Origin of the sequence: Agrobacterium sp. FDAARGOS_525, from assembly GCF_003938925.1 — a bacterium.
Taxonomy (GTDB): Bacteria; Pseudomonadota; Alphaproteobacteria; order Rhizobiales; family Rhizobiaceae; genus Agrobacterium; species Agrobacterium pusense.
Window position 1 is genome coordinate 2,017,623 of the sequence record NZ_RKIU01000004.1, and the last position, 20,747, is coordinate 2,038,369.

Annotated in this window: 19 protein-coding genes; 14 read left to right on the forward strand and 5 right to left on the reverse strand. The window is 60.9% G+C overall.

Translation table 11 applies throughout. The features are described 5' to 3' along the window. Positions 1–16 precede the first annotated feature (16 nt). The 10 genes from EGT36_RS25785 (at position 17) to EGT36_RS25845 (ending at position 13,402) form a co-directional block, all read left to right on the forward strand. Entirely contained in the window at positions 17–475 is a 459-nt protein-coding gene (locus tag EGT36_RS25785; protein ID WP_479829395.1) for a pyridoxamine 5'-phosphate oxidase family protein, read from the forward strand. A 309-nt stretch (positions 476–784) separates the two neighbouring features. Beyond that, positions 785–1,807, forward strand: coding sequence for a LacI family DNA-binding transcriptional regulator (locus EGT36_RS25790; RefSeq protein WP_125271324.1), 1,023 nt, complete (start codon positions 785–787; stop codon positions 1,805–1,807). A 103-nt stretch (positions 1,808–1,910) separates the two neighbouring features. Next, a complete protein-coding gene (gene xylB, locus EGT36_RS25795; protein ID WP_125271455.1) occupies positions 1,911–3,365 on the forward strand; it encodes a xylulokinase in 1,455 nt (484 codons plus the stop codon). A 226-nt stretch (positions 3,366–3,591) separates the two neighbouring features. Continuing rightward, positions 3,592–4,902 (forward strand): xylose isomerase, encoded by a 1,311-nt coding sequence (gene xylA / locus EGT36_RS25805; RefSeq protein WP_125271326.1) that lies wholly within the window; start codon positions 3,592–3,594, stop codon positions 4,900–4,902. An 806-nt stretch (positions 4,903–5,708) separates the two neighbouring features. After that, positions 5,709–7,088 carry a GH1 family beta-glucosidase gene (locus EGT36_RS25815; RefSeq protein WP_125271327.1) on the forward strand — a complete coding sequence of 460 codons (1,380 nt, stop codon included), beginning with the start codon at positions 5,709–5,711 and terminating at the stop codon, positions 7,086–7,088. Between the two features lie 366 nt (positions 7,089–7,454). Then, entirely contained in the window at positions 7,455–8,084 is a 630-nt protein-coding gene (locus EGT36_RS25825) for an NAD(P)H-dependent oxidoreductase (protein ID WP_004445205.1), read from the forward strand. Positions 8,085–8,451: 367 nt separating this feature from the next. Further along, positions 8,452–9,492 (forward strand): methionine ABC transporter ATP-binding protein, encoded by a 1,041-nt coding sequence (locus tag EGT36_RS25830; RefSeq protein ID WP_125271456.1) that lies wholly within the window; start codon positions 8,452–8,454, stop codon positions 9,490–9,492. Beyond that, entirely contained in the window at positions 9,482–10,150 is a 669-nt protein-coding gene (locus tag EGT36_RS25835) for a methionine ABC transporter permease (protein ID WP_125271329.1), read from the forward strand. The genes EGT36_RS25830 and EGT36_RS25835 overlap by 11 nt, the downstream gene beginning before the upstream one ends. A 33-nt stretch (positions 10,151–10,183) precedes the next feature. Continuing rightward, positions 10,184–10,963 (forward strand): MetQ/NlpA family ABC transporter substrate-binding protein, encoded by a 780-nt coding sequence (locus EGT36_RS25840; protein WP_006699526.1) that lies wholly within the window; start codon positions 10,184–10,186, stop codon positions 10,961–10,963. Between the two features lie 195 nt (positions 10,964–11,158). Continuing rightward, entirely contained in the window at positions 11,159–13,402 is a 2,244-nt protein-coding gene (locus EGT36_RS25845; RefSeq protein WP_172965713.1) for a bifunctional diguanylate cyclase/phosphodiesterase, read from the forward strand. A gap of 102 nt (positions 13,403–13,504) precedes the next feature. On the opposite strand, the gene trhO is transcribed toward EGT36_RS25845, so the two are convergent. From trhO to EGT36_RS25860, 3 genes are all read right to left on the reverse strand, one after another. Then, a complete protein-coding gene (trhO, locus tag EGT36_RS25850; RefSeq protein ID WP_004445192.1) occupies positions 13,505–14,449 on the reverse strand; it encodes an oxygen-dependent tRNA uridine(34) hydroxylase TrhO in 945 nt (314 codons plus the stop codon). A gap of 291 nt (positions 14,450–14,740) precedes the next feature. Then, positions 14,741–15,649, reverse strand: coding sequence for a CHAD domain-containing protein (locus EGT36_RS25855; protein ID WP_125271331.1), 909 nt, complete (start codon positions 15,647–15,649; stop codon positions 14,741–14,743). After that, positions 15,633–16,121 carry a CYTH domain-containing protein gene (locus tag EGT36_RS25860; protein ID WP_125271332.1) on the reverse strand — a complete coding sequence of 163 codons (489 nt, stop codon included), beginning with the start codon at positions 16,119–16,121 and terminating at the stop codon, positions 15,633–15,635. Before EGT36_RS25860 ends, EGT36_RS25855 begins: the two co-directional genes overlap by 17 nt. Before the next feature lie 171 nt (positions 16,122–16,292). Between EGT36_RS25860 and EGT36_RS25865 the strand changes: the two genes are divergently transcribed. From EGT36_RS25865 to EGT36_RS25880, 4 genes are all read left to right on the forward strand, one after another. Further along, positions 16,293–16,931 carry a 2-dehydro-3-deoxy-phosphogluconate aldolase gene (locus EGT36_RS25865; protein ID WP_006700245.1) on the forward strand — a complete coding sequence of 213 codons (639 nt, stop codon included), beginning with the start codon at positions 16,293–16,295 and terminating at the stop codon, positions 16,929–16,931. Positions 16,932–17,039: 108 nt separating this feature from the next. Beyond that, positions 17,040–17,735, forward strand: a complete 696-nt coding sequence (locus EGT36_RS25870) for a tellurite resistance TerB family protein (protein WP_004445183.1) — start codon at positions 17,040–17,042, stop codon at positions 17,733–17,735. Between the two features lie 316 nt (positions 17,736–18,051). Beyond that, the gene (locus EGT36_RS25875; RefSeq protein ID WP_125271333.1) at positions 18,052–18,744 is read left to right on the forward strand and encodes a GNAT family N-acetyltransferase; all 693 of its coding nucleotides are present in this window, start codon (positions 18,052–18,054) and stop codon (positions 18,742–18,744) included. After that, on the forward strand, positions 18,731–18,979 hold the full coding sequence (locus EGT36_RS25880; protein ID WP_006700244.1) for a hypothetical protein: 249 nt from the start codon (positions 18,731–18,733) through the stop codon (positions 18,977–18,979). The genes EGT36_RS25875 and EGT36_RS25880 overlap by 14 nt, the downstream gene beginning before the upstream one ends. On the opposite strand, the gene EGT36_RS25885 is transcribed toward EGT36_RS25880, so the two are convergent. Together EGT36_RS25885 and EGT36_RS25890 are read right to left on the reverse strand one after the other, a co-directional pair. Continuing rightward, positions 18,970–20,019 carry a nickel/cobalt transporter gene (locus EGT36_RS25885; protein ID WP_035207155.1) on the reverse strand — a complete coding sequence of 350 codons (1,050 nt, stop codon included), beginning with the start codon at positions 20,017–20,019 and terminating at the stop codon, positions 18,970–18,972. The genes EGT36_RS25880 and EGT36_RS25885 overlap by 10 nt on opposite strands. Beyond that, positions 20,013–20,654: a DUF1007 family protein gene (locus EGT36_RS25890; protein ID WP_172965714.1), complete on the reverse strand. Its 642-nt coding sequence runs from the start codon at positions 20,652–20,654 to the stop codon at positions 20,013–20,015. Before EGT36_RS25890 ends, EGT36_RS25885 begins: the two co-directional genes overlap by 7 nt. Positions 20,655–20,747: the final 93 nt, after the last annotated feature.

Below are 20,747 nucleotides of genomic sequence, written 5' to 3' on the forward strand. Positions count from 1 at the left end.
TTCAGAGGGGGAGATCATGGCGGCCTTGGAACTCAATCCAGACTTCGCAATCACGGATGAGCAGTCGCTTCGCGGCCTGTTCGAGCCGACACATGCCCTTGCGCTACAGAAGTGTCAGGACAGGCTCGGCGAACATGCGCAGGAATTCATTCGGCGTTCGCCCTTTCTCTGCATCGGCACCCAAAACCTTGAGGGAAAGGCCGATGTCAGCCCCCGCGGCGATCCGCCGGGCTTTGTAAAGGTTCTCGACGCGCGCACGCTGGCGATCCCGGACCGGCCGGGCAACAATCGCCTTGATACGCTCAGCAATATCATCGCCAACCCCATTGTCGGTCTCTTGTTTATCGTGCCCCGGTTTCGACGACACCCTGCGGGTGAACGGGCGAGCGACACTGAGCACCGATCCAGAACTACTGAAGCTGATGAGCGTTGCGGATCGTATCCCCAAACTTGCCATCGTCTTGAAGGTGGATGAGGTCTTTATGCATTGCGCCAAGGCGTTCCGGCGTTCCCACCTGTGGGATCCCGCGCATCACCAGTCCCGGTCGGAAATGCCCTCGCTTATCAAGATCATCTTGGATGAAACGTCGCGCACTCCGACAAATGGGGATGACCTGCGGAAGATGGATGAGCAGCTGGAGCAGGACTACCGCCGGACCCTCTATTAGCCTCAGCCAATGCCGGGATTGATATTCCGCAACCATTTGATGAATTATGAGGTACGTACATCATTTTTCGATTTACGGCGGCGGCAAAGCTGGATATGCAGGAGGCGGGAGGAGCCATGAAGCCGACAGTTCACGATATCGCCGAGCGGGCGGGCGTCAGCCTCGCCACCATCGACCGGGTGCTGAACATGCGCCCCGGCGTGCATGCCGCAACGCGGGCGCGGGTGGAAGCGGCCATTGCCGAACTGGGTTACGTGCGCGACATCGCCGCCGCCAATCTGGCCAAGGGGCGCAATTACTCGATGATCTTCATCCTGCCCGACAACGACAATTCCTTCATGGCGACGCTGCGCGCCGAGGTGCGGGCTGCGGCCAGCCGCTCGCATCTGGAGCGGACGGCGATCCGCGTCATCGAGGTGCCGCCGTTTAATGCTGCGGCTCTGACCGAGGCTCTGGAAGTCGCGCGCCGGGAAAAACCATCCGGGGTGGCCTTCGTCGCCACCGATTCCGAGGATGTGGCGGAGGCCGCCGACCGGCTGGCGGAAGACGGCATCGCCACGGTGACGCTGGTGTCGGACCTCTCGGGTTCGAGGCGCGACCATTATGCCGGCGTGGACAACGTCGCCGCCGGCCGCACGGCGGCGAGCCTGATGGGACGTTTTCTTTCCGGGCGCGGCGGCGATGTCGCCGTTGTGGCCGGCTCCATGCTGGTGCGGGACCACCGCGAGCGTCTGGAAGGGTTTCGCGCCGTCATCGAGGCAGAGTTTCCCCAGGCGCGGCTGCTGCCGGTGCTGGAGGGCAGGGACGATCCGGTGACCGTCGAGGCGCTGGTGCGCGAGGCGCTCGGCAATGCAACCCTCGCCGGCATTTACAGTCTCGGTGCCGGTAATCGAGGTCTCATCCGCGCGCTTGGGGCGGTAGATGACGAAAGACCGCTTTCGGTCATTGCCCATGAGCTCACCGAAACCACCGCCAATGCGCTACGGCAAGGGCTGCTGGATGCCGTGCTCAACCAGGACGCGGGTCACGAGGTGCGCAGCGCCATCCGCGTCCTGAAGGCGCGCGCCGATGGTCTGCCCGTCATCGCCGCGCAGGAACGTATTCGTATCGATATCTTCCTCAGGGACAATCTTCCCTGAAGAAACTCTTCCGAAGGAAAAGTGGCCGCCGGTTTTCCCTCTGGCGGCGGCTTTAAAAAACCGCATGAACTTTGGCGCATGGCGCGCCGGAATGGAGAAATACATGTATCTCGGTCTCGATCTTGGCACTTCAGGCGTCAAAGCCCTGCTGATGGACGGCGATCAGAAAATCATCGGCTCGGCCAACGGCTCGCTGGATGTCTCGCGCCCGCATCATGGCTGGTCGGAACAGGACCCGGCGGACTGGATCGCCGCGACGAAAACCGCAGTTGCCGGCCTGAAGCAGAAGTTTCCGAAAGAGCTTGCCGCGGTGAAGGGCATCGGCCTTTCCGGCCAGATGCACGGCGCCACACTTGTCGATGCCGATGGCAAGGTGCTGCGCCCCTGCATTCTCTGGAATGACACCCGCTCCCATGCCGAAGCAGCCGCACTCGACGCTGATCCGCGCTTCCGCAAGATAACCGGCAATATCGTCTTCCCTGGCTTCACCGCGCCGAAGCTCGCCTGGGTGGCAAAGAACGAACCTCAAGTCTTCGCAAAAGTCGCCAAGGTATTGCTGCCGAAGGATTATCTGCGGCTGTGGCTGACCGGTGAGTATATCTCGGAAATGTCCGATTCCGCCGGCACCTCCTGGCTCGATACCGGCGCGCGCAAATGGTCATCCGAACTTCTCGCCGTCACCGGGCTCGATGAAAAACACATGCCGTCTCTGGTGGAAGGCACGGATGAGGCGGGCGTTCTGCGCGCCGAGCTTGCCTCCGAATGGGGCATTTCCGGCCGGGCCGTGGTTGCCGGCGGAGCGGGCGACAATGCCGCCTCGGCCTGCGGCATGGGCACGGTGAAGGAAGGTCATGCCTTCGTGTCGCTCGGAACCTCTGGCGTGCTTTTTGCCGCCAATGCCTCTTATCTGCCGAAGCCGGAAAGCGCAGTTCATGCTTTCTGCCACGCGTTGCCCAATACCTGGCACCAGATGGGCGTCATTCTCTCCGCCACGGATGCGCTGAACTGGTATTCGCGGCTGACAGGCCAATCCGGCGCCGATCTGACCGGCGAACTCGGCCACACGCTGCTTGCCCCCACGGGTGTCACCTTTGCACCCTACCTTTCCGGCGAGCGCACACCGCACAATGATGCTGCCATCCGCGGCTCCTTCATCGGCCTTTCGCATGAAAGCGACCGCAAGGCGCTGACGCAGGCCGTGCTTGAGGGCGTGACCTTCGCGATCAGGGACAATCTCGAAGCCCTGAAATCCGCCGGCACCTCGATCTCTCGTGTCACCGCCATCGGCGGCGGCTCGCGTTCGGCCTATTGGCTGGCGTCGATTGCTACGTCGCTTGGTGTGCCAGTGGATATTCCCGCCGAGGGCGATTTCGGTGCGGCCTTCGGTGCCGCGCGTCTCGGCCTGATTGCTGCGACCGGAGCTGATCCGGTGGCGGTGTGCTCGCAGCCGGAGACGGCGCGGACGATTGAGCCGGTGGCTGATCTGGCCGATGCCTATGAGGAGGCTTACCGGCGGTATCACGCGGTTTATCCGGCCATTCGGGCGCTATCGCATTGAGGTGTTGAGGGTGCGGCTTCACCCCCCTCTGCCCTGCCGGACATCTCCCCCTCAAGGGGGGAGATCGGCAAGCGGCGGACACTTCGCTTCATCTCCAGCCTCGCAAGAGGTGGACACCTAACCACGAGTCGATCTCCCCCCTTGAGGGGGAGATGTCCGGCAGGACAGAGGGGGGTAGCCACACCCTCCATCAATTAAACCTAACCCACCAAGGAGGAACCACCCAATGAGCACAGGCTTCTTCGGCGATATCGCCAAGATCAAATATGAAGGCCCCGACAGCACCAACCCGCTGGCCTTCCGCCATTACAACCCCAACGAAATCGTTGCCGGCAAGCGCATGGAAGACCATCTGCGTTTTGCCGTGGCCTACTGGCACACCTTTACCTGGCCGGGCGGTGACCCCTTCGGCGGCCAGACGTTCGAGCGTCCATGGTTTGAAGACAGCATGCAGGCCGCGAAACTGAAGGCCGACGTGGCGTTCGAATTCTTTTCGCTGCTGGGTTCGCCGTTCTACTGCTTCCACGATGCCGACGTACGGCCGGAAGGCAAGAACTTCGCTGAAAACACCAAGAACCTCAACGAGATCGTTGATTATTTCGCGCAGAAGCAGGCCGATACCGGCGTGAAGCTCCTTTGGGGCACGGCCAACCTCTTCTCCAACCGCCGCTTCATGTCGGGTGCCGCGACCAATCCCGATCCTGACGTCTTCGCTTTCTCCGCCGCAACGGTGAAGACCTGCATGGACGCCACCAAGAAGCTCGGCGGCGCGAACTACGTTCTGTGGGGCGGCCGCGAAGGCTACGAAACCCTGCTCAACACCGATCTGTCGCGCGAGCTCGACCAGCTCGGCCGCTTCCTCAATCTGGTGGTGGAATACAAATACAAGATCGGTTTTGAAGGCACGATCCTTATCGAGCCGAAGCCGCAGGAGCCGACCAAGCACCAGTACGACTATGACGTCGCCACCGTTTATGCCTTCCTGCAGAAGAACGGTCTCGACAAGGAAGTGAAGGTCAATATCGAGCAGGGCCACGCCATCCTCGCCGGCCACTCTTTCGAGCACGAGCTTGCCATGGCCAACGCCTTCGGCATTTTCGGCTCCATCGACATGAACCGCAACGATTACCAGTCCGGCTGGGATACGGACCAGTTCCCCAACAACGTGCCGGAAATGGCGCTGGCCTATTACCATGTGCTCGCCGGCGGCGGTTTCAAGAATGGCGGTACCAACTTCGATTCCAAGCTGCGTCGCCAGTCGCTCGATCCGCAGGACCTGCTGATCGGCCATATCGGTGGCATGGATTGCTGCGCCCGTGGCCTCAAGGCGGCGGCGAAGATGATCGAGGACGGCGCATTGTCGAAGCCACTCAAGGAGCGCTACGCCAAGTGGGATTCGCCGGAAGCCCAGAAGATGCTGCGCGGCGAGCTGAAGCTCGACGAGATTGCGGCATTGGTCGAGCGCGAGGATATCAATCCTGAGCCAAAATCGGGTCGTCAGGAATATCTCGAAAACGTGGTCAATCGTTACGTTTGACGGTTGGTTTGTTCAAAGATGGTGGATGGGGGAACCTCCCCCCATCCATAGGCTCGTTTAAGCTGCAAGACCTTGCTTCCGTCATGCTCGGGCCTGTCCCGAGCATCTGCAACGTCTCAATTGATTGAGAGGTGGTTGGATCCTCGGGACGAGCCCGAGGATGACGTCGAATATGCGGGATGCCGCTCATGCCGTCTTCGGCCCTGATGCTGCAGATACCATTCCACAGTCGGAGGAAGAAGGTTGAAACGCCTGATCCGGTGGCTCGCTCTCCGGCAGGCATTTAAAGGCGAGGACAACTCCGCGCCACCCCTCCATCCTTTTCAGTCACTTCCAAAAAAATCCTTCCTCTTCCATCCCCATCACCCTCTTTGGCTGCATCATTCCTCCCGCAACCGGAACGGAAGGGCGATACGCGCGGCGCCTTTTGCGAACCGGCTGCCGGCATCGACAAGCATGGTTCTGGTAGACCGTGTTTCGGAGAGGCGTCCCGCACGGCCAGAGGCGGGAAGGGCTGATCGGATAGATGTCGTGAAAAGGCTGTAAGCGAGAGGCCATGATCATGGTCTCTATAATGCGGCCCGGTGCATGCAAATACTTCCACCAATACCTGTTCCACCCGCATTCACCGGGCCTGCCTTCCACGCCGCCGGCCGAGCGCCGCGGCGACGTTTGCGCATGCAAAGCGCTTTGGGCCTGTTCACCGCGCATCCTGAAACGTTGTAGATTCCGCCGAGCCCGACTGTACCTCGCAGGCGACATGGTCTAAACCGCTGCTGATCTTTTCACATCCGATGGACTCTCCGATGACCGATCCCAAAACGCTCGCAGCCCGTTTCCCCGGCGATTTCCTGTTTGGCGTTGCAACTGCCTCGTTCCAGATCGAAGGTTCCACCAAGGCGGATGGCCGCAAGCCCTCCATCTGGGATGCCTTCTGCAATATGCCGGGCCATGTCTTCGGGCGTCACAATGGCGATATCGCCTGCGATCATTACAATCGCTGGGAGGAAGACCTCGATCTCATCAAGGAGATGGGGGTGGAGGCCTATCGTTTCTCGATCGCCTGGCCGCGCATCATTCCCGATGGTTTCGGGCCGATCAACGAGAAGGGTCTGGATTTCTACGACCGTCTCGTTGATGGCTGCAAGGCACGCGGGATCAAGACCTATGCGACGCTGTACCATTGGGATCTGCCGCTGACCCTGATGGGGGATGGCGGCTGGTCTTCCCGCTCCACGGCACATGCCTTCCAGCGTTACGCCAAGACCGTCATGGCCCGCCTCGGCGACCGGCTGGATGCGGTGGCGACCTTCAACGAACCATGGTGCGCGGTGTGGCTCAGCCATCTCTACGGCGTCCACGCGCCGGGCGAGCGCAACATGGAGGCCGCGCTTGCCGCCATGCACCATATCAACCTCGCCCACGGTTTCGGCGTGGAAGCTTCCCGCCACGTCGCGCCGAAAGTGCCGGTGGGGCTGGTATTGAACGCCCATTCCGTCATTCCCGCTTCCGATGGCGAGGCTGATCTGAAGGCGGCCGAGCGGGCCTTCCAGTTCCACAATGGCGCGTTCTTTGACCCGGTCTTCAAAGGCAAATATCCCGCCGAGATGATGGAGGCGCTGGGTGATCGTATGCCCGTCGTGGAGGCGGAAGACCTCGGCATCATCAGCCAGAAGCTCGACTGGTGGGGCCTGAATTATTACACGCCGATGCGCGTTGCCGACGACGCGACACCGGGCGCGGAATTCCCCGCGACTATGCCCGCACCGGCGGTCAGCGATGTGAAGACCGATATCGGCTGGGAGGTTTACGCTCCGGCGCTGAAGTCGTTGGTTGAGACGCTCTACAGGCGTTACGATCTGCCGGAGTGCTACATCACCGAAAACGGCGCCTGCTATAATATGGGCGTCGAAAACGGCGAGGTGAATGACCAGCCGCGTCTCGATTATTACGCCGAACACCTCGGCATCGTCGCCGATCTCATCCGTGACGGTTACCCGATGCGCGGTTATTTCGCCTGGAGCCTGATGGATAATTTCGAATGGGCCGAGGGTTACCGCATGCGTTTCGGGCTCGTGCATGTGGATTATGAGACCCAGGTGCGGACGGTGAAGAATAGCGGCAAGTGGTACAGCGCGCTGGCTTCGGGTTTCCCGAAGGGGAACCATGGGGTTGCCAAGGGGTGAGGTTTTTTCCCCTTATCCCTGTGCTTGTCACAGGGATCTAGCCAGCCCAAGTCCTTGGGCTGAGGGGAGTCTCTCCGCCACGCGGACGCGTGTGGGCTAAATTCCTGTGACAAGCACAGGAATGAGGGTGGGGAGGCCGGCTGATGCGTAAAATTCAACGTCGACTCTTGACGGGCGAGGGCACGAAGCCTGTCCGCAATAAAGTTCTCTCCCCTTATTATCAGTTTTCCAAACTTTTTTGTCGGTTACCCCACGGTGCCTGCTTGCGCCTGCCGTCCCGGCTCCTATGTGAGACGGGCTACGAAGCGTAGCGCCCATCCTGCCGTCAAGGGGCAGGGCGGGCTGGTCCTCCCAGGGAAAACGAACATGCTTATCGAAAAACTTAACTGGCGTTATGCCACCAAGAAAATGGACCCTTCCAAGACGGTGTCCGAAGACAAGGTTGAGCGCATTGTCGAGGCAGCGCGGCTGGCGCCCACCTCCAGCGGTCTTCAGCCCTTTGAAGTCATCGTCGTCACCGATCCGGAAGTGCGCGCCAAAATCCGCGAGATTGCCTGGAACCAGGCGCAGGTGACCGAAGGCTCGCATCTGCTGGTCTTTGCGGCGTGGGATAATTACACCGAAGAGCGGATCAACCATATGTTCGATCTGGTCAATGAAGAGCGCGGCATCAAGAATGAAGGCTGGGAAGCCTATCGCCAGATGCTGCTTAACACCTATCCGCAGCGCGATCAGCAGGTGAATTTCGAGCACGCCGCCCGTCAGGCCTATATCGGGTTCGGCATGGCTGTGGCGCAGGCCGCCTTTGAGGGTGTGGATTCCACTCCGATGGAAGGTTTCGATCCTGCCAAGCTCGATGAAATCCTTGGCCTGCGTGAGAAGGGCCTGCGCTCCGTCACCATCCTGCCGCTCGGTTATCGCCAGCCGGAAGGCGACTGGCTGGTGAACCTGAAGAAGGTGCGCCGTCCCGCTGAAGAATTCGTCAGCCGCGTCTGATTCAAGGTACTCGCAAAATCTTGACTACCGCAGGGCTGCACACGCGGCTTTGCGGTAGATTTTTCCTCTCTTTTCAGATAATTGAAAAAACATCCCTGTTAAAAGGTGGCGTGTGCGGGCAAGTATGCGCCATCGAATTGCCGATCCCCGGCATTTCTGAGTGAAAGCCTGACGAAATGACCCGGAAAATCAGCTGTCATCGAATGTGCCCGAAGGCTGCATGAAGAGAGCGGTTCAGCACCGCAACAGGATTTTTTGAGACCCGATCCGTCACGCATTCCCAGAGTTCACAATGAGTTTTCCATCCAGTGCGGCCTCGCCCGCGCGCCAAGAACAGGCGGTCCCTGAAGGGGCGGCAAAGGAGCCGATGGTCACGTTCGAAGGCGTGACCAAGACCTTTGGCGGCACGGGCGGCAAGCCCGGCTTCGCAGCCCTAGCCGGTATCGATTACGCCGTGCCGAAAGGCTCCATCACCGGCATCATCGGTCGTTCCGGTGCCGGCAAGTCCACGCTCATCCGCCTCGCCAACGGCCTCGAAAAGCCTTCGACCGGTCGTGTGATCGTCGATGGCGTCGATGTTGCGGCGCTCGATGAAAAGAGCCTGCGCACGCTGCGTCGTTCCGTCGGCATGATCTTCCAGCACTTCAATCTCCTGTCCTCGCGCACAGCCTTCGACAATGTCGCGCTGCCGCTCGAAATATCAGGCATGGGCAAGAAGGATATCGAGACCCGGGTTGCGCCGCTGCTCGATCTTGTTGGCCTGTCCGATAAGGCAAAGCGTTATCCGGCGGAACTTTCCGGCGGCCAGAAGCAGCGTGTCGGCATTGCCCGTGCGCTCGCCACCCAGCCGAAGCTGCTGCTTTCCGACGAAGCAACGTCTGCGCTCGATCCGGAAACGACACAATCCATTCTCGAACTGCTGAAGCGCATCAATGCTGAACTCGGTCTGACCGTGCTGCTCATCACCCATGAGATGGAAGTGGTAAAGACCATCGCGTCGCAGGTGGCCGTCATCGACAGGGGACTGATCGTTGAGCAAGGCAGCACCTTCGATATCTTCACGGCGCCGAAACACGAGACCACCCGCAGCCTGCTGTCCTCCTCTGTCGGCGTGAAGCTGCCGCACTGGGTTACCTCTGGTCTCAAGCCGCAGGCAGCGGAAGGCGATCGTGTTCTGGTGCGTCTGGTGTTCTTCGGCGAAACGGCCTTCCAGCCGCTGACGGCCCGTCTCGTCGCCGAAATCGGCGCCGATGTGAACATCCTCGCCGGCACCATCGAGGAAATTTCCGGCGAGCCCTTCGGTTCGCTTGTCGTCTCCTATCCGGCCTCGGCTGAGGTTACGGCGCGCGCCGATCGCTTTTATGCTGAAACCGGTCTTCACACGGAGGAGCTCGGTTATGCCGCCTGATATGATCTTCAACCTTCTGCTGAAAGGGCTGTTGCAAACCCTTCACATGGTTGCTGTTTCCGGCATCGTTGGGTCCATCATCGGCGTGCCGATGGGCGTTTTCCTCGCCACCAGCGGCAAGGGCGAACTGTTTCCCGCGCCCATGACCAACCGCATCCTCGGCCTCATCGTGAATGCGGCGCGCTCCACGCCCTTCATCATTCTTGTCGTGGCGATCATTCCCTTCACCCGTCTCGTGGCCGGCACATCGATCGGCACCAGCGCCGCTATCGTGCCGCTGACGGTTGCGACCGTGCCCTTCATCGCCAGGCTGGTGGAGGCGGCGATCCGTGAGGTGGACAAGGGTCTGATCGAGGCCGCCCGCGCCATGGGCGCGACCCCGCTGCAGATCGTCACCAAGGTTCTGCTGGCTGAGGCGAAGCCCGGCATCACGCTGGCGCTCACGCTCACGCTGGTCAGCCTCATCGGTTATTCGGCCATGGTGGGCGCGGTTGGCGGCGGCGGGCTGGGCGATCTCGGCATCCGCTACGGTTACCAGCGCTTCATGCCAGACGTGATGCTGGCCGTGGTTCTGGTGCTGATCGTGCTGGTGCAGCTGGTGCAGAGCGCCGGCGACCGGCTGGCGCGCAGCTTCGACAAGCGTACACGGAAGAATTAACTGCGTTCATAATAACAACCCAAGGAGACACCCATGAAGAAACTCATCCTCGCGGCATCGCTCGCCGCTCTCTTCACTGCCGGTCAGGCGTTGGCCGAGACGATCAAGATCGGCGTCACCCCCGCCGAACACGCGCAGATCATGGAACAGGTGAAGAAGATCGCGGCCGCCAAGGGCCTCGATATCGATATCGTCGAGTTCTCCGATTATGTCGTGCCGAACCAGGCGCTGAACGACGGCGAGCTGCAGGCCAACTCCTTCCAGCACCAGCCGTACCTCGACAACCAGATCGCTGACCGCAAGTTCGATCTCGTCAGCGTCGGCACCACCATCACCACCCCGATGGGCGTTTATTCGAAGAAGGTGAAGAGCCTTGACGAGCTGAAGGATGGCGCGACGGTCGGTATTCCGAACGATCCCACCAATGGCGGCCGCGCCCTTCTGGTTCTTGCCTCCAAGGGCCTGATCAAGGTCAAGGAAGAAGCTGGCCTCAAGGTAACGCCTGCCGACATCACCGAAAACCCGAAGAACATCCAGATCGTCGAACTCGACGCCGCACAGCTGCCGCGCTCGCTTGACGATACCGACGCTTCGGTCATCAACACCAACTATGCCACGGCAGCCGGCCTGAACCCGAAGAAGGACTCCATCGCCATCGAAAGCGAAAAGTCCCCTTACGCGAACGTCATCGCCGTTCGCACGCAGGACAAGGACAAGCCCTGGGTGAAGACGCTGGTGGAATCCTACCACAGCCCGGAAGTGAAGGCCTTCATTCTGGAGAAGTATAACGGCACGGTTATCCCGTCCTGGTAATCGCTCCATCACGATGAAAATGATGACCTCTCCCGCGCGCGGGGGAGGTTTTTTGTTTTACGGACGGGCGCAAATCCACTTTTCCTGAAAAACCTCCGTTCTTTCAGAAAGGATTTTTCAGATTTCCGGTCGGACTGTCGTTTTGTACCCGTTGTTTTTTGGGTCGGTGTTACGGCGCGGCTTAACGGCTTTTGAATGTTTCCTTCGCAAGATGATGCTTTCGAAGGGGATTTTATGCGGATTGCGCCGCGCAACATTGGGGACTATTTGCCGGTCGGGCGCAGAACCGCCGTCGGCGTTGTGCTGTCCACCTTCGCGCTGGTGCTTCTCATCGTTACGGCGCTCGTCCTCTCCGCTCTCAGTCAGGTCCGGGAAAAGGCCAATCTGCTCGACAGTGCCCGTTCACGCGAGACGACGGCGGGAGCTCTCATCACTTTTCGCGAACAGCTTGGTGCGACGCTCAACGATTACGCCGCCTGGGACGATGCCGCCGAATATGTCTATGCTCCTGATCGCTTCGACTGGGTGGCCAGCAATTACGGCGACATGACGGCCAATAACGATCTTTTCGATACTGCCGTTATCATCGACGAGGATGACAAGGTCCGTATGGCTTATCAGAATGGCAAGCCGGTGAAATGGGTGCCCGGCACCTATTTCGCCGCCGGCCTTCCGGAAATGATCGAACGGGTGCGGTCCATGCGTCCCGGCGTCACCTCGCAGGTCACGGGTTTCGTCAAAACCGGGGACGGTATCGCCGCTGCCGGTGTTGCGCTGGTGCGGCTCAAATCGGGAGCGCTGCCGCCGGTCGGTGCGGAGCGGCGCTATCTGGTTTTTGCCCGTCATCTCACCCAGGCGACGGTGCACAAACTCGCCCGCAACTACGTGATCGAGGGCCTGGAGCTGCAATATGGCGAGGGAACGGCCGCCAACCACGTGGATATCGTCAATCCGCTGGGGCAGGTGCTGGCACGGCTCGTCTGGCGGTCGCACCTGCCCGGAGATGTCAGTTTTCATGAGGCGCGGCCGGTCGTCTTTACCGCGCTCGGTATCGCCGGCACGTTCTTTCTGGTGCTGCTCATTATCGGTTCGGCCACGCTCGATCGTCTGAAGGCGGATGAGGCGGCGGCGCGGGAAGAAGCTCTGCGCGATCGGCTGAGCGGCCTCAATAATCGCGCCGGTCTCTTCGCGAGGCTGGACCGCATGGTCGCCAGGGCAAGCCACGACAAGACGGATATCAAGCTGCTTTATCTCGATCTCGACGGCTTCAAGGAAATCAACGATTCCTACGGCCACGCGGCGGGTGACCGGCTCATCAAGGGCGTGGCGGCGGCGCTCAGGGTGCTGGTGCCGGAAGGCGCGGTTCTGGCGCGGCTCGGCGGCGACGAATTCGCCATCGCCATTCAGGGCGACGACGTGTGGGTGGAAGGCCGCAAGCTCTGTATGTCACTGCTGGAACTCTTCACCGAACCCTTCAGCATAGGCGAGCGTGTGGCAAGTATAGGCTGCAGCATCGGCACGTCGATCTCGCGGGCGGGGGACATCAATGGTGAGGAATTGCTGCGCCGCGCGGATATGGCCATGTATCAGGCCAAGGAAAACGGCCGCGGTCGTTACGTGTCCTACGAATTGAAAATGGATGCGCTGCGCGAGGAAAAACTGCAGCTCGAGGCCGATCTTCGCTCCGCCATTTTGAACGACGAGATACAGGTGGTTTATCAGCCGGTCGTCAGCGCCGCCACGCGCTGCATTACCGGGGTGGAGGCGCTGGCCCGCTGGCAAAGGCCGGGATATGGCTTCGTCCCGCCCGACATATTCATCGCCGCTGCCGAGACGAGTGGTCTCATCGACCGGCTCGGCCTGCTGGTGCTGCGCAAGGCCTGCGAGACAGCACAGCAATGGTCGTCCATCAAGCTGTCGGTCAATATTTCACCCGTGCAGTTCCGCAATCCGGCCTTTTCCGGCCATGTCGCGGATATTCTGGATGCAACGAAGACGCCGCCGGAAAGGCTGCGGCTGGAAATGACGGAAGGTTATTTCATCCAGCACCCGGAGCGGGCAAGTGCGGCGATAGACAAGCTGAAACAGCTCGGCCTGCATATTGCGCTCGACGATTTCGGCGCCGGCTTTGCCAGCGTCGGCTATCTGCGTCGCTTCGGCTTCGACAGGATGAAGATCGACCGTTCGCTCATCATGGCGCTCGACAAGGGCGGCCGCTCGCTGGAAATGCTGCAGGCGACCGTGGCGCTGGCGAAATCCCTCGACATTCCGGTCACGGCCGAAGGCGTGGAAACGGAAGAGCAGGCGGCCATACTGCATCTGTGCGGCTGCGACGAATTGCAGGGTTACCTGTTCTCAAAACCGGTCGCGGCGGAAGAGATCACCGCCATGCTGGACGGGCAGGATGCGCCGCTCTTTGCGCTGCGGGCGGGGGCGTGAGGTTCTCGACGTGTCGCTTCTCGTTTCTTCTCCCCGACGGGGAGAAGAAACACGCGGCGCCGCTCTATCCAAATTTAGATACAGTCCTATAGCTACCTGGGCTTACCGCCCCAGATGCCGCTCGCCGCGCTTCTTTGCGAGGTCGATCTGCTGTTGCCGGTCGCGGAAGCGCTGGCGGTCTTCTTCGCTGCGCTCATCGTAGCAGCTCGGGCAGGAGACGCCTTCCTCGAACTTGGGTGACAGGCGCACTTCCGGGGTGATCGGGTTGCGGCAGGCGTGGCACAGCTGGTGGTCGCCTTCGGCCAGGCCATGCACCACCGACACACGCTCGTCGAAAACGAAGCAGGCGCCCTCCCACAGGCTTTCTTCTTCCGGCACTTCTTCCAGATATTTCAGGATGCCGCCCTTGAGGTGATAGACCTCGTCGAAGCCCTGCTCCTTCATGAAGGCCGTGGCCTTTTCGCAGCGAATGCCGCCGGTGCAATACATGGCGATCTTCGGCTTGTTGTGCAGGCCGGGATTGTTCTTCACCCAGTCCGGAAACTCGCGGAAGGTTTTCGTCTTCGGATCGACTGCACCCTTGAAGACGCCGATGGCGGTTTCGTAATCGTTGCGGGTATCGATGACGATCGTGTCCGGGTCGGAGATCAATTCGTTCCAATCGCGCGGGTCGACATAGGTGCCGACGATCCGGTTCGGATCGATATCAGGCACGCCCATCGTGACGATCTCTTTTTTGAGCTTCACCTTCAGCCGCACGAAAGGCATGTGCGAGGCGCGGCTTTCCTTGTGCTCCAATGCTGAAAATTCCGGCTGGGCGCGCAGGAAGGAAAGCACGGCGTGAACGCCTGCATCCGGGCCGGCGATCGTGCCATTGATGCCCTCGGCGGCCAGCAGCAGCGTGCCCTTCACGCCGTTCTTCTGGCAGAGCTCGAACAATGGCTCACGCAGGCTCTCGAACCGCGGCAGGCGGGCGAAATGGTAAAGCGCGGCCACAAGGAAATCGCCAGAGACTTCCGGGCGGGGGAGAATGGTCGTGTCGGTCATGGCCGGTGAAATACAGCGACGGCGGCCGCAAAGCAATATTTATCGGTGGGTTCGGGTATTTTGAAAATCGTCAATCGGGAGGATTTGCTGGCTTCCTGTCATTCCTGCTGCCGTGTGCAGGCAACGGGATGTCGCAATGCCTCCTCCGTCATTCCGGCCTTGAGCCGGAATCCAGCCGACGCGCGTCTGCGCGGCGGGACAAGTCTTTTCAGCCCAAGGACTTGGGCTGGCTGGATTCCGGCTCAAGGCCGGAATGACGGAGGTGAGCGAGCGCCGAAAGTGGCGTTTGGCCTACTTCGCCGCCTGCCGCCACAGCAGGCCGACGATGCGGCTTTCCGTGCTGGCAGATTCGGAAAAGACCTCATCTGCCAGTTCAAGGCCTTCGGCACGCAGCGCCTGCTGCCGTTCGATGATGGCGTCGAGCAGCAGCGCCAGCCGTTCGCCGTTGCCAAAGCGGTCGGGCTCGCGGTCGGCCACGGCGGCGAGAACCGAGAGATCGTGTTCGTGGCCGAGAATGTCGACCAGTCGCTTGGTATCGGCGCGCTTGGCGCGCATGGCGGATGGCCAGATACGCCTCATCAGACCGAGATGCATCCAGTAGGTCTGGCCGGCCTTGCGCAACTCATGGAAATGCTCGACATCGGCCCGCTCGTGGCAATCGGCCAGCGCCTGTCGCGCCCGTTTCCTCTGCCGCGCCCAGCTTGTCCTCAGCAGCCGGGCGCTGTCCTTGAGCTCATCCGGCAGCGATAGCGTCTTCAGCCGTTCACGTCCCGCCTCGCAGCCGGTGATGGCCGCAGAAATCGCCTCGTCGAGAGCGGCCTCGTATTTCACCGCATGATCCCGACGCGCGCGCAGCATCGCCGTGATGGACCGCAGCGCCTCACCCTGTGTATCGGAGAGCGCGAAAGCCTCCAGATATTCCGCCGTTTCCACCAATGCCGTCGCATCACGGGCGAAGGCGAGCGAACGGGCAATATCCCGGAAGCGGGCATTTTCCTCTCGGCTGAAATCCGGCGCCGCCTTTCGGATGAGGCGGTAGAGGGCTCGCAGCCGCTTGAAGCGCTTGCGCGCATCGTGCACGGCCTCGTGCGGGCCGGACGGACGGTTACGCAGGATGGTGACCGTGTCTTCGATCAATTCCAGGCCGGCGCGGCGGATTTCATCGTCAAAGGGCTTTTTCGGATCAATTCTGAAAGGCATCCGACAGGTCTCCGCTCTGGTCGTCCGTGGCGAGGGACTGGTTGGAAAAGCGCCTGTCGCCCGTTACCTCCCTGCCGAGCCAGGCAGGAAGATCCGGATCGGCATTTTCGTCATCCATCTCCACTTCCGCCACGATAAGCCCCTTATATCGGCCTTCGAAAACATCGATCTCCCAGGTGAAGCCGCCGTGATCAACCGTGTGCCGCGTCTTCTCGATCACCACGCCGGGCGCGCTGGCCATCAGTTCCTCGGCATCTTCCAGCGGGATGGGATATTCATATTCGTCGCGGACGAGCGCGCTTGCGCCGATCTTGATGGTGAGTGTCGCGTCACGCCCGTCGACGACCCTCACCCTGACCGAACGATTTTCCATGGAGGCGACATAGGCCTGCCGGAAAGCCATGCTATGCGTTACCTCATCGCGCCATTCACCGCCTGCAACAAGAAACTTCCGTTCGATTTCCTTGGCCATGCTGTCTCCGCAAACTGGTGCGCCAGACTATCGCAAGACAGCCTGATGAAGAAGCGAATTGATTGAAGTATCAGGGCAAAAAATGGCCTTGCCATGCCTCGACATCAAAGCCGGGGCAGGCTAATCGGTAAACGGGATTTCAATCGTTTCAATCGCGCAAGGAGGCTCATCTTGGCCCAGGACTCCGAAAAACTTCTCTCCATCCTGAAACTTCAGCCGGTCGTGCCGGTGCTGATCGTGGATGACGCCGCCTCCGCCGTGCCGCTTGCGCGTGCTTTGGTCGCTGGCGGTCTGAAGGCAATCGAGATCACCATGCGCACGCCGGCCGCGCTGGACGCCATCCGTGCTGTTGCGGCGGAAGTGGAAGGCGCCAATGTCGGCGCCGGCACCATTCTCAATGCGAAGGATTTCGAGGCGGCTGCCGAAGCCGGTTCCACCTTCATCGTCAGCCCAGGCATCAACAAGAGCGTGCTGGAAGCTGCGCGCAGCTCCAGGGTGCCGCTGCTTCCGGGCGCCGCCACTGCCAGCGAAGTCATGGCGCTGCGCGACGAGGGTTACAAGGTGCTGAAGTTTTTCCCGGCCGAACAGGCTGGCGGCGCACCTTACCTCAAGGCGCTGTCTTCGCCGCTCGCCGGCACCGTCTTCTGCCCGACCGGCAGCGTATCGCTCAAGAACGCCAACGACTATCTCTCCCTGCCGAACGTCGTCTGCGTCGGCGGCTCCTGGGTTGCCCCACGCGAACTGGTGGCGACGGGTGACTGGGCGGGCATCACCAAGCTTGCCGCCGAAGCTGCTGCGCTGCGCGGCTGATTTATCTCCTGTCAAACCCGTTCACGAAGGCGTGAGCGGGTTTGACATTTATAATCGGCCCACGGCTTCCTATCTCCCCTGTAGATTTGACCTCTACAGGAGATTTTGATGTTCGACGCCAAGAAGCTTCTTGAACAATTCCTCGGCTCGCAGGTGCCGGGCCTTTCGGGAAGCGTCCGTGACAGAGCCGGGCAGGCCGCCGATATCGCCAAGAACAATCCCCTCAAGGCCGGTGCTCTCGCCGCCGCAATCCTGGGCACCAAAACCGGCCGCAAGCTCGCCGGCAACGTCGCCACCATCGGCGGTGTCGCCGCCATCGCTGGCCTCGGTTACCTCGCCTACAAGAATTACAAGTCAGGACAGGCGCCGGAAGCCGCGCCGAAACCAGAGCCGGAACTTCTCGCTCCACCCGCCGATTCCGCTTTCCATCCGCAGTCGCCGGCGCTTTCCAATGATTTCGCGCTGAAGCTCATCCAAGCCATGATCGCGGCGGCCAAGGCCGACGGGCATATCGATGAGAAAGAGCGCGCCAATATCATGGACAAGGTGCAGGTTTCCGGCCTCGATAGCGAAGCCGAGCGTTTCCTCGAAAAGGAACTGGCCGATCCGCTCGACATCGACGCGCTGGTGGCCGCTGCCCGCACGGAAGAGCAGAAGGTGGAGCTTTATACCGCCTCGCGGCTTGCCATCGAGGCCGATACGCGGGCGGAGCGGGGGTATCTCGATCTTCTTGCCGGGCGGCTTGGGTTGCCGGATGCGCTGGTGGATCACATCGAGGCGACGGTGGTGGCGGCGAAGGTGTAGGTTGGCGTTTGGGCTTGGGCATGAGGTTTGAGCGTGTGGCTCACCCCCTCTGCCCCTCCGGGCATCTCCCCTCAAGGGGGGAGATCGACAAGCGGCTACATCTCGCCTCTTTCGACGTTTGCGATTGAAGCGGCGGTAGGGCCTCCCGCTGATCTCCCCCGCTGAGGGGGAGATGCCAGGCAGGGCAGAGGGGGATGAGCCACGCCCACCGAGGACGATAAGCGCCCCGCCGAGATCACCGCATCCCACCCCCACATCCACTGTTGTCATCCCGCCCGGCTTGCCCTAATCCTTCTCCCAGCAAATGGGGAAGAGAATGCGCGATCTGAGTGAATTCAAGGGATGCCCGGCGCCGCTGCCGGTGGTGCTGAAGGGCCGTTATGTAACGGCGGAACCGTTCGATCGCGACAAACATCTGGAGAAACTCTGGGCTGCGCTTGGCGGCAAGGGCACCAATGCGCTGCTCAGATATTTCCCGCAAAGCGCCTTTCCCGATGCGGATGCCTTTGGCGACTGGCTTGTTGGCGCTGGCGAAAAGCTTAACTGGGTGACGCTGGTCTTCGTCGAAAACACAACGGGCGAAATCGTCGGCATGGCGAGTTACATGCGGCCCGATCCCGCCAATGGCGTGGTAGAAGTCGGCTCCGTCGCCCATGGGGCGAAGATGAAACGTTCCCCGCTTGCCACCGAGGCGCATTACCTTATGGCAAAGCATGTGTTCGAGGATCTGGGGTATCGCCGTTACGAGTGGAAATGCCACAACGAAAACGAGCCCTCCAAGACGACGGCGAAGCGTTATGGCTTCACCTTCGAAGGCGTCTTCCGCCAGCATATGATCTCGAAGGGGCAAAATCGCGATACGGCGTGGTTTTCCATGATCGACGGCGAATGGCCACTGATCGGCAGGGCCTTCGAGGCCTGGCTTTCACCGGACAATTTTACAGCTGACGGCACGCAGAAGCGCAAGCTTGAGGATATTCGCGCGGAGCTTGCCCATGCCAACGCCTGAAAAGCCAAAGTCCGAGACGCCAACCGCCAGGAAGGATTGGTCGCCTGCCATTGCCGCGGTGCTCATCATCCTCGGCTTCGGGCTGATATTCTTCATCATGCCTAAAATCATGTTGTGGCTCGGGGATTATTCGCCCTGGCTGGCGGCCGCCTTCGGCACGGTGGCGGTGCTCTGTTTTTTCCTGCTGTTCTGGCTGCGGGCGCGTTACCAGCGCCGCCATAACGATCAGAACTGAAGCGACGCGCCGAGCAGCATCAGGCCCATCAGCAAGACGAAGAGCGCACCGGCGATTTCGATCGCGTGGCTGATACCGGCCGCCCTGCGGCTGCCGGGGCCGGCGAAACGCACGGCCAGACCCTTGGCGGAGACGGCCATGATGGCGAGGACCGAGACCGTGATGGCGGTGCCGAGCGACATCGCAAGGACAGAGAGCACACCGCCAAGATAAAGCCCGTTCAAAAGCGCGAAGCTCATGACGATGATAGCCCCCGAGCAGGGCCTGAGCCCTACAGCGATGATGGCTGACCATGCCTCGTGAAGACTGAAGTTCTTTGCCCTCAGCAGCATCGGATCGGGCGCATGGGATTTGCCGCAGGTGGTGCAGAGGTCGCCCGAGCCGTCATGGGCGTGATCGGCAAAAACCGGTTTGCCCTGAAACCGCAGCCCCGTGCCCATGCCGGTGGTTCTTGCTGCCGGTGCCTCACCCGCCACAGCGAAAACGGTGGCCGGCTCGCGCCGGATGCGCAGCGACCAGAGTTTTCGCACCAGCAGCCATGCGCCGAACAGGGCGACCATGGCGAAACTGGCGATTTCCATCGCCTGTGTCGCTTTCGTCATGGTAATTGAGGTGCCGCGCAGCACCAGCCAGGCCGCGCCGACAAGGCCGATCGCGACAGCGCCCTGAATGAGCGCCGAGACGAAAGAGATGACGATGCCACGTCTCAGCTGCGTTTCATTGGCGATCATGTAGGAGGAGATGACCGCCTTACCGTGGCCGGGACCGGCCGCATGGAACACGCCATAAGCAAAGGAGAGGCCGATCAGCGAACCGAGCGCCCAGCTGTCCTCGCGCATCGCCTTCAGCGCGCCGGTCAGCGCCCGGTAGAACATCTGCTGGTGCACGTTGATCCACTGCATCAACGGGGCGAAAGGCCCGCCGACGGAAAAGGACGGTTCGGCCGAGCCTATGCCGAGCGGCGATTGCGCATGGGCCGCGCCGGCCACGGCAATGAAGCCGATGACGACGGCAAGCAGGCCGACCCGGCGGCTCAGCATGTGACCTCCAGCCGCGTGGCAAAGAGCTTGGTCATGTCTGTACCGGTGGGATCGTTGAAAAAGGCATCGGTGAGCGTATTCTGGTTCTGGGAGATCACCTCGTCCGGATCAGGGCGCACCACATGCTGCTTGCAGGCCTTCAAATCCTTGCCCTCGGTGGCGATATCGCCGTCCTTGGCGAAATCGATCGCCGTATACATCGTCGGATCCCACGCGCCAAAGCTGAGCCTGCCCTTCACCGCCAGAGGTTTGAGCGGTTTCACGGAAAAGAACATCAGAATCTGCTGGTCCTTGTAATCCACATGAATGGCGTCGGGTTTACCGAACTCCACCGGTTTCCCGTCAGCGGTGATGAAGGTGTAGTAGGAATATTCGGCCAGCGATTCCAGCACGGTATTGCCGATTTCGGCCAGCTCGTCCTTGTCCAATTTCAGATCGCTGTTCTTGTCGTAATCCATCACAACGCTTGCTGAGAACATCTCGTCGAAACGCCAGATGTTGCGCACTTCCTGGATGGTCCGGTTCGGTCCCTCGACGATTTCCATCCGGGCTTCGGCAAAGATATGCGGATGGGCGGAGGCGGCGACGGGGATGCTGGCGAGGCCGGCCGCGAGAAGCAAAAATCGTCTGTACATTATCCGGTCTGTCCTGCCGTCGAATCTGGAAGGTCTGACTCTAGCAGAAATTGGGACCGAATTTCGACCCGATGCGTCCGAACCTTCGCGCAG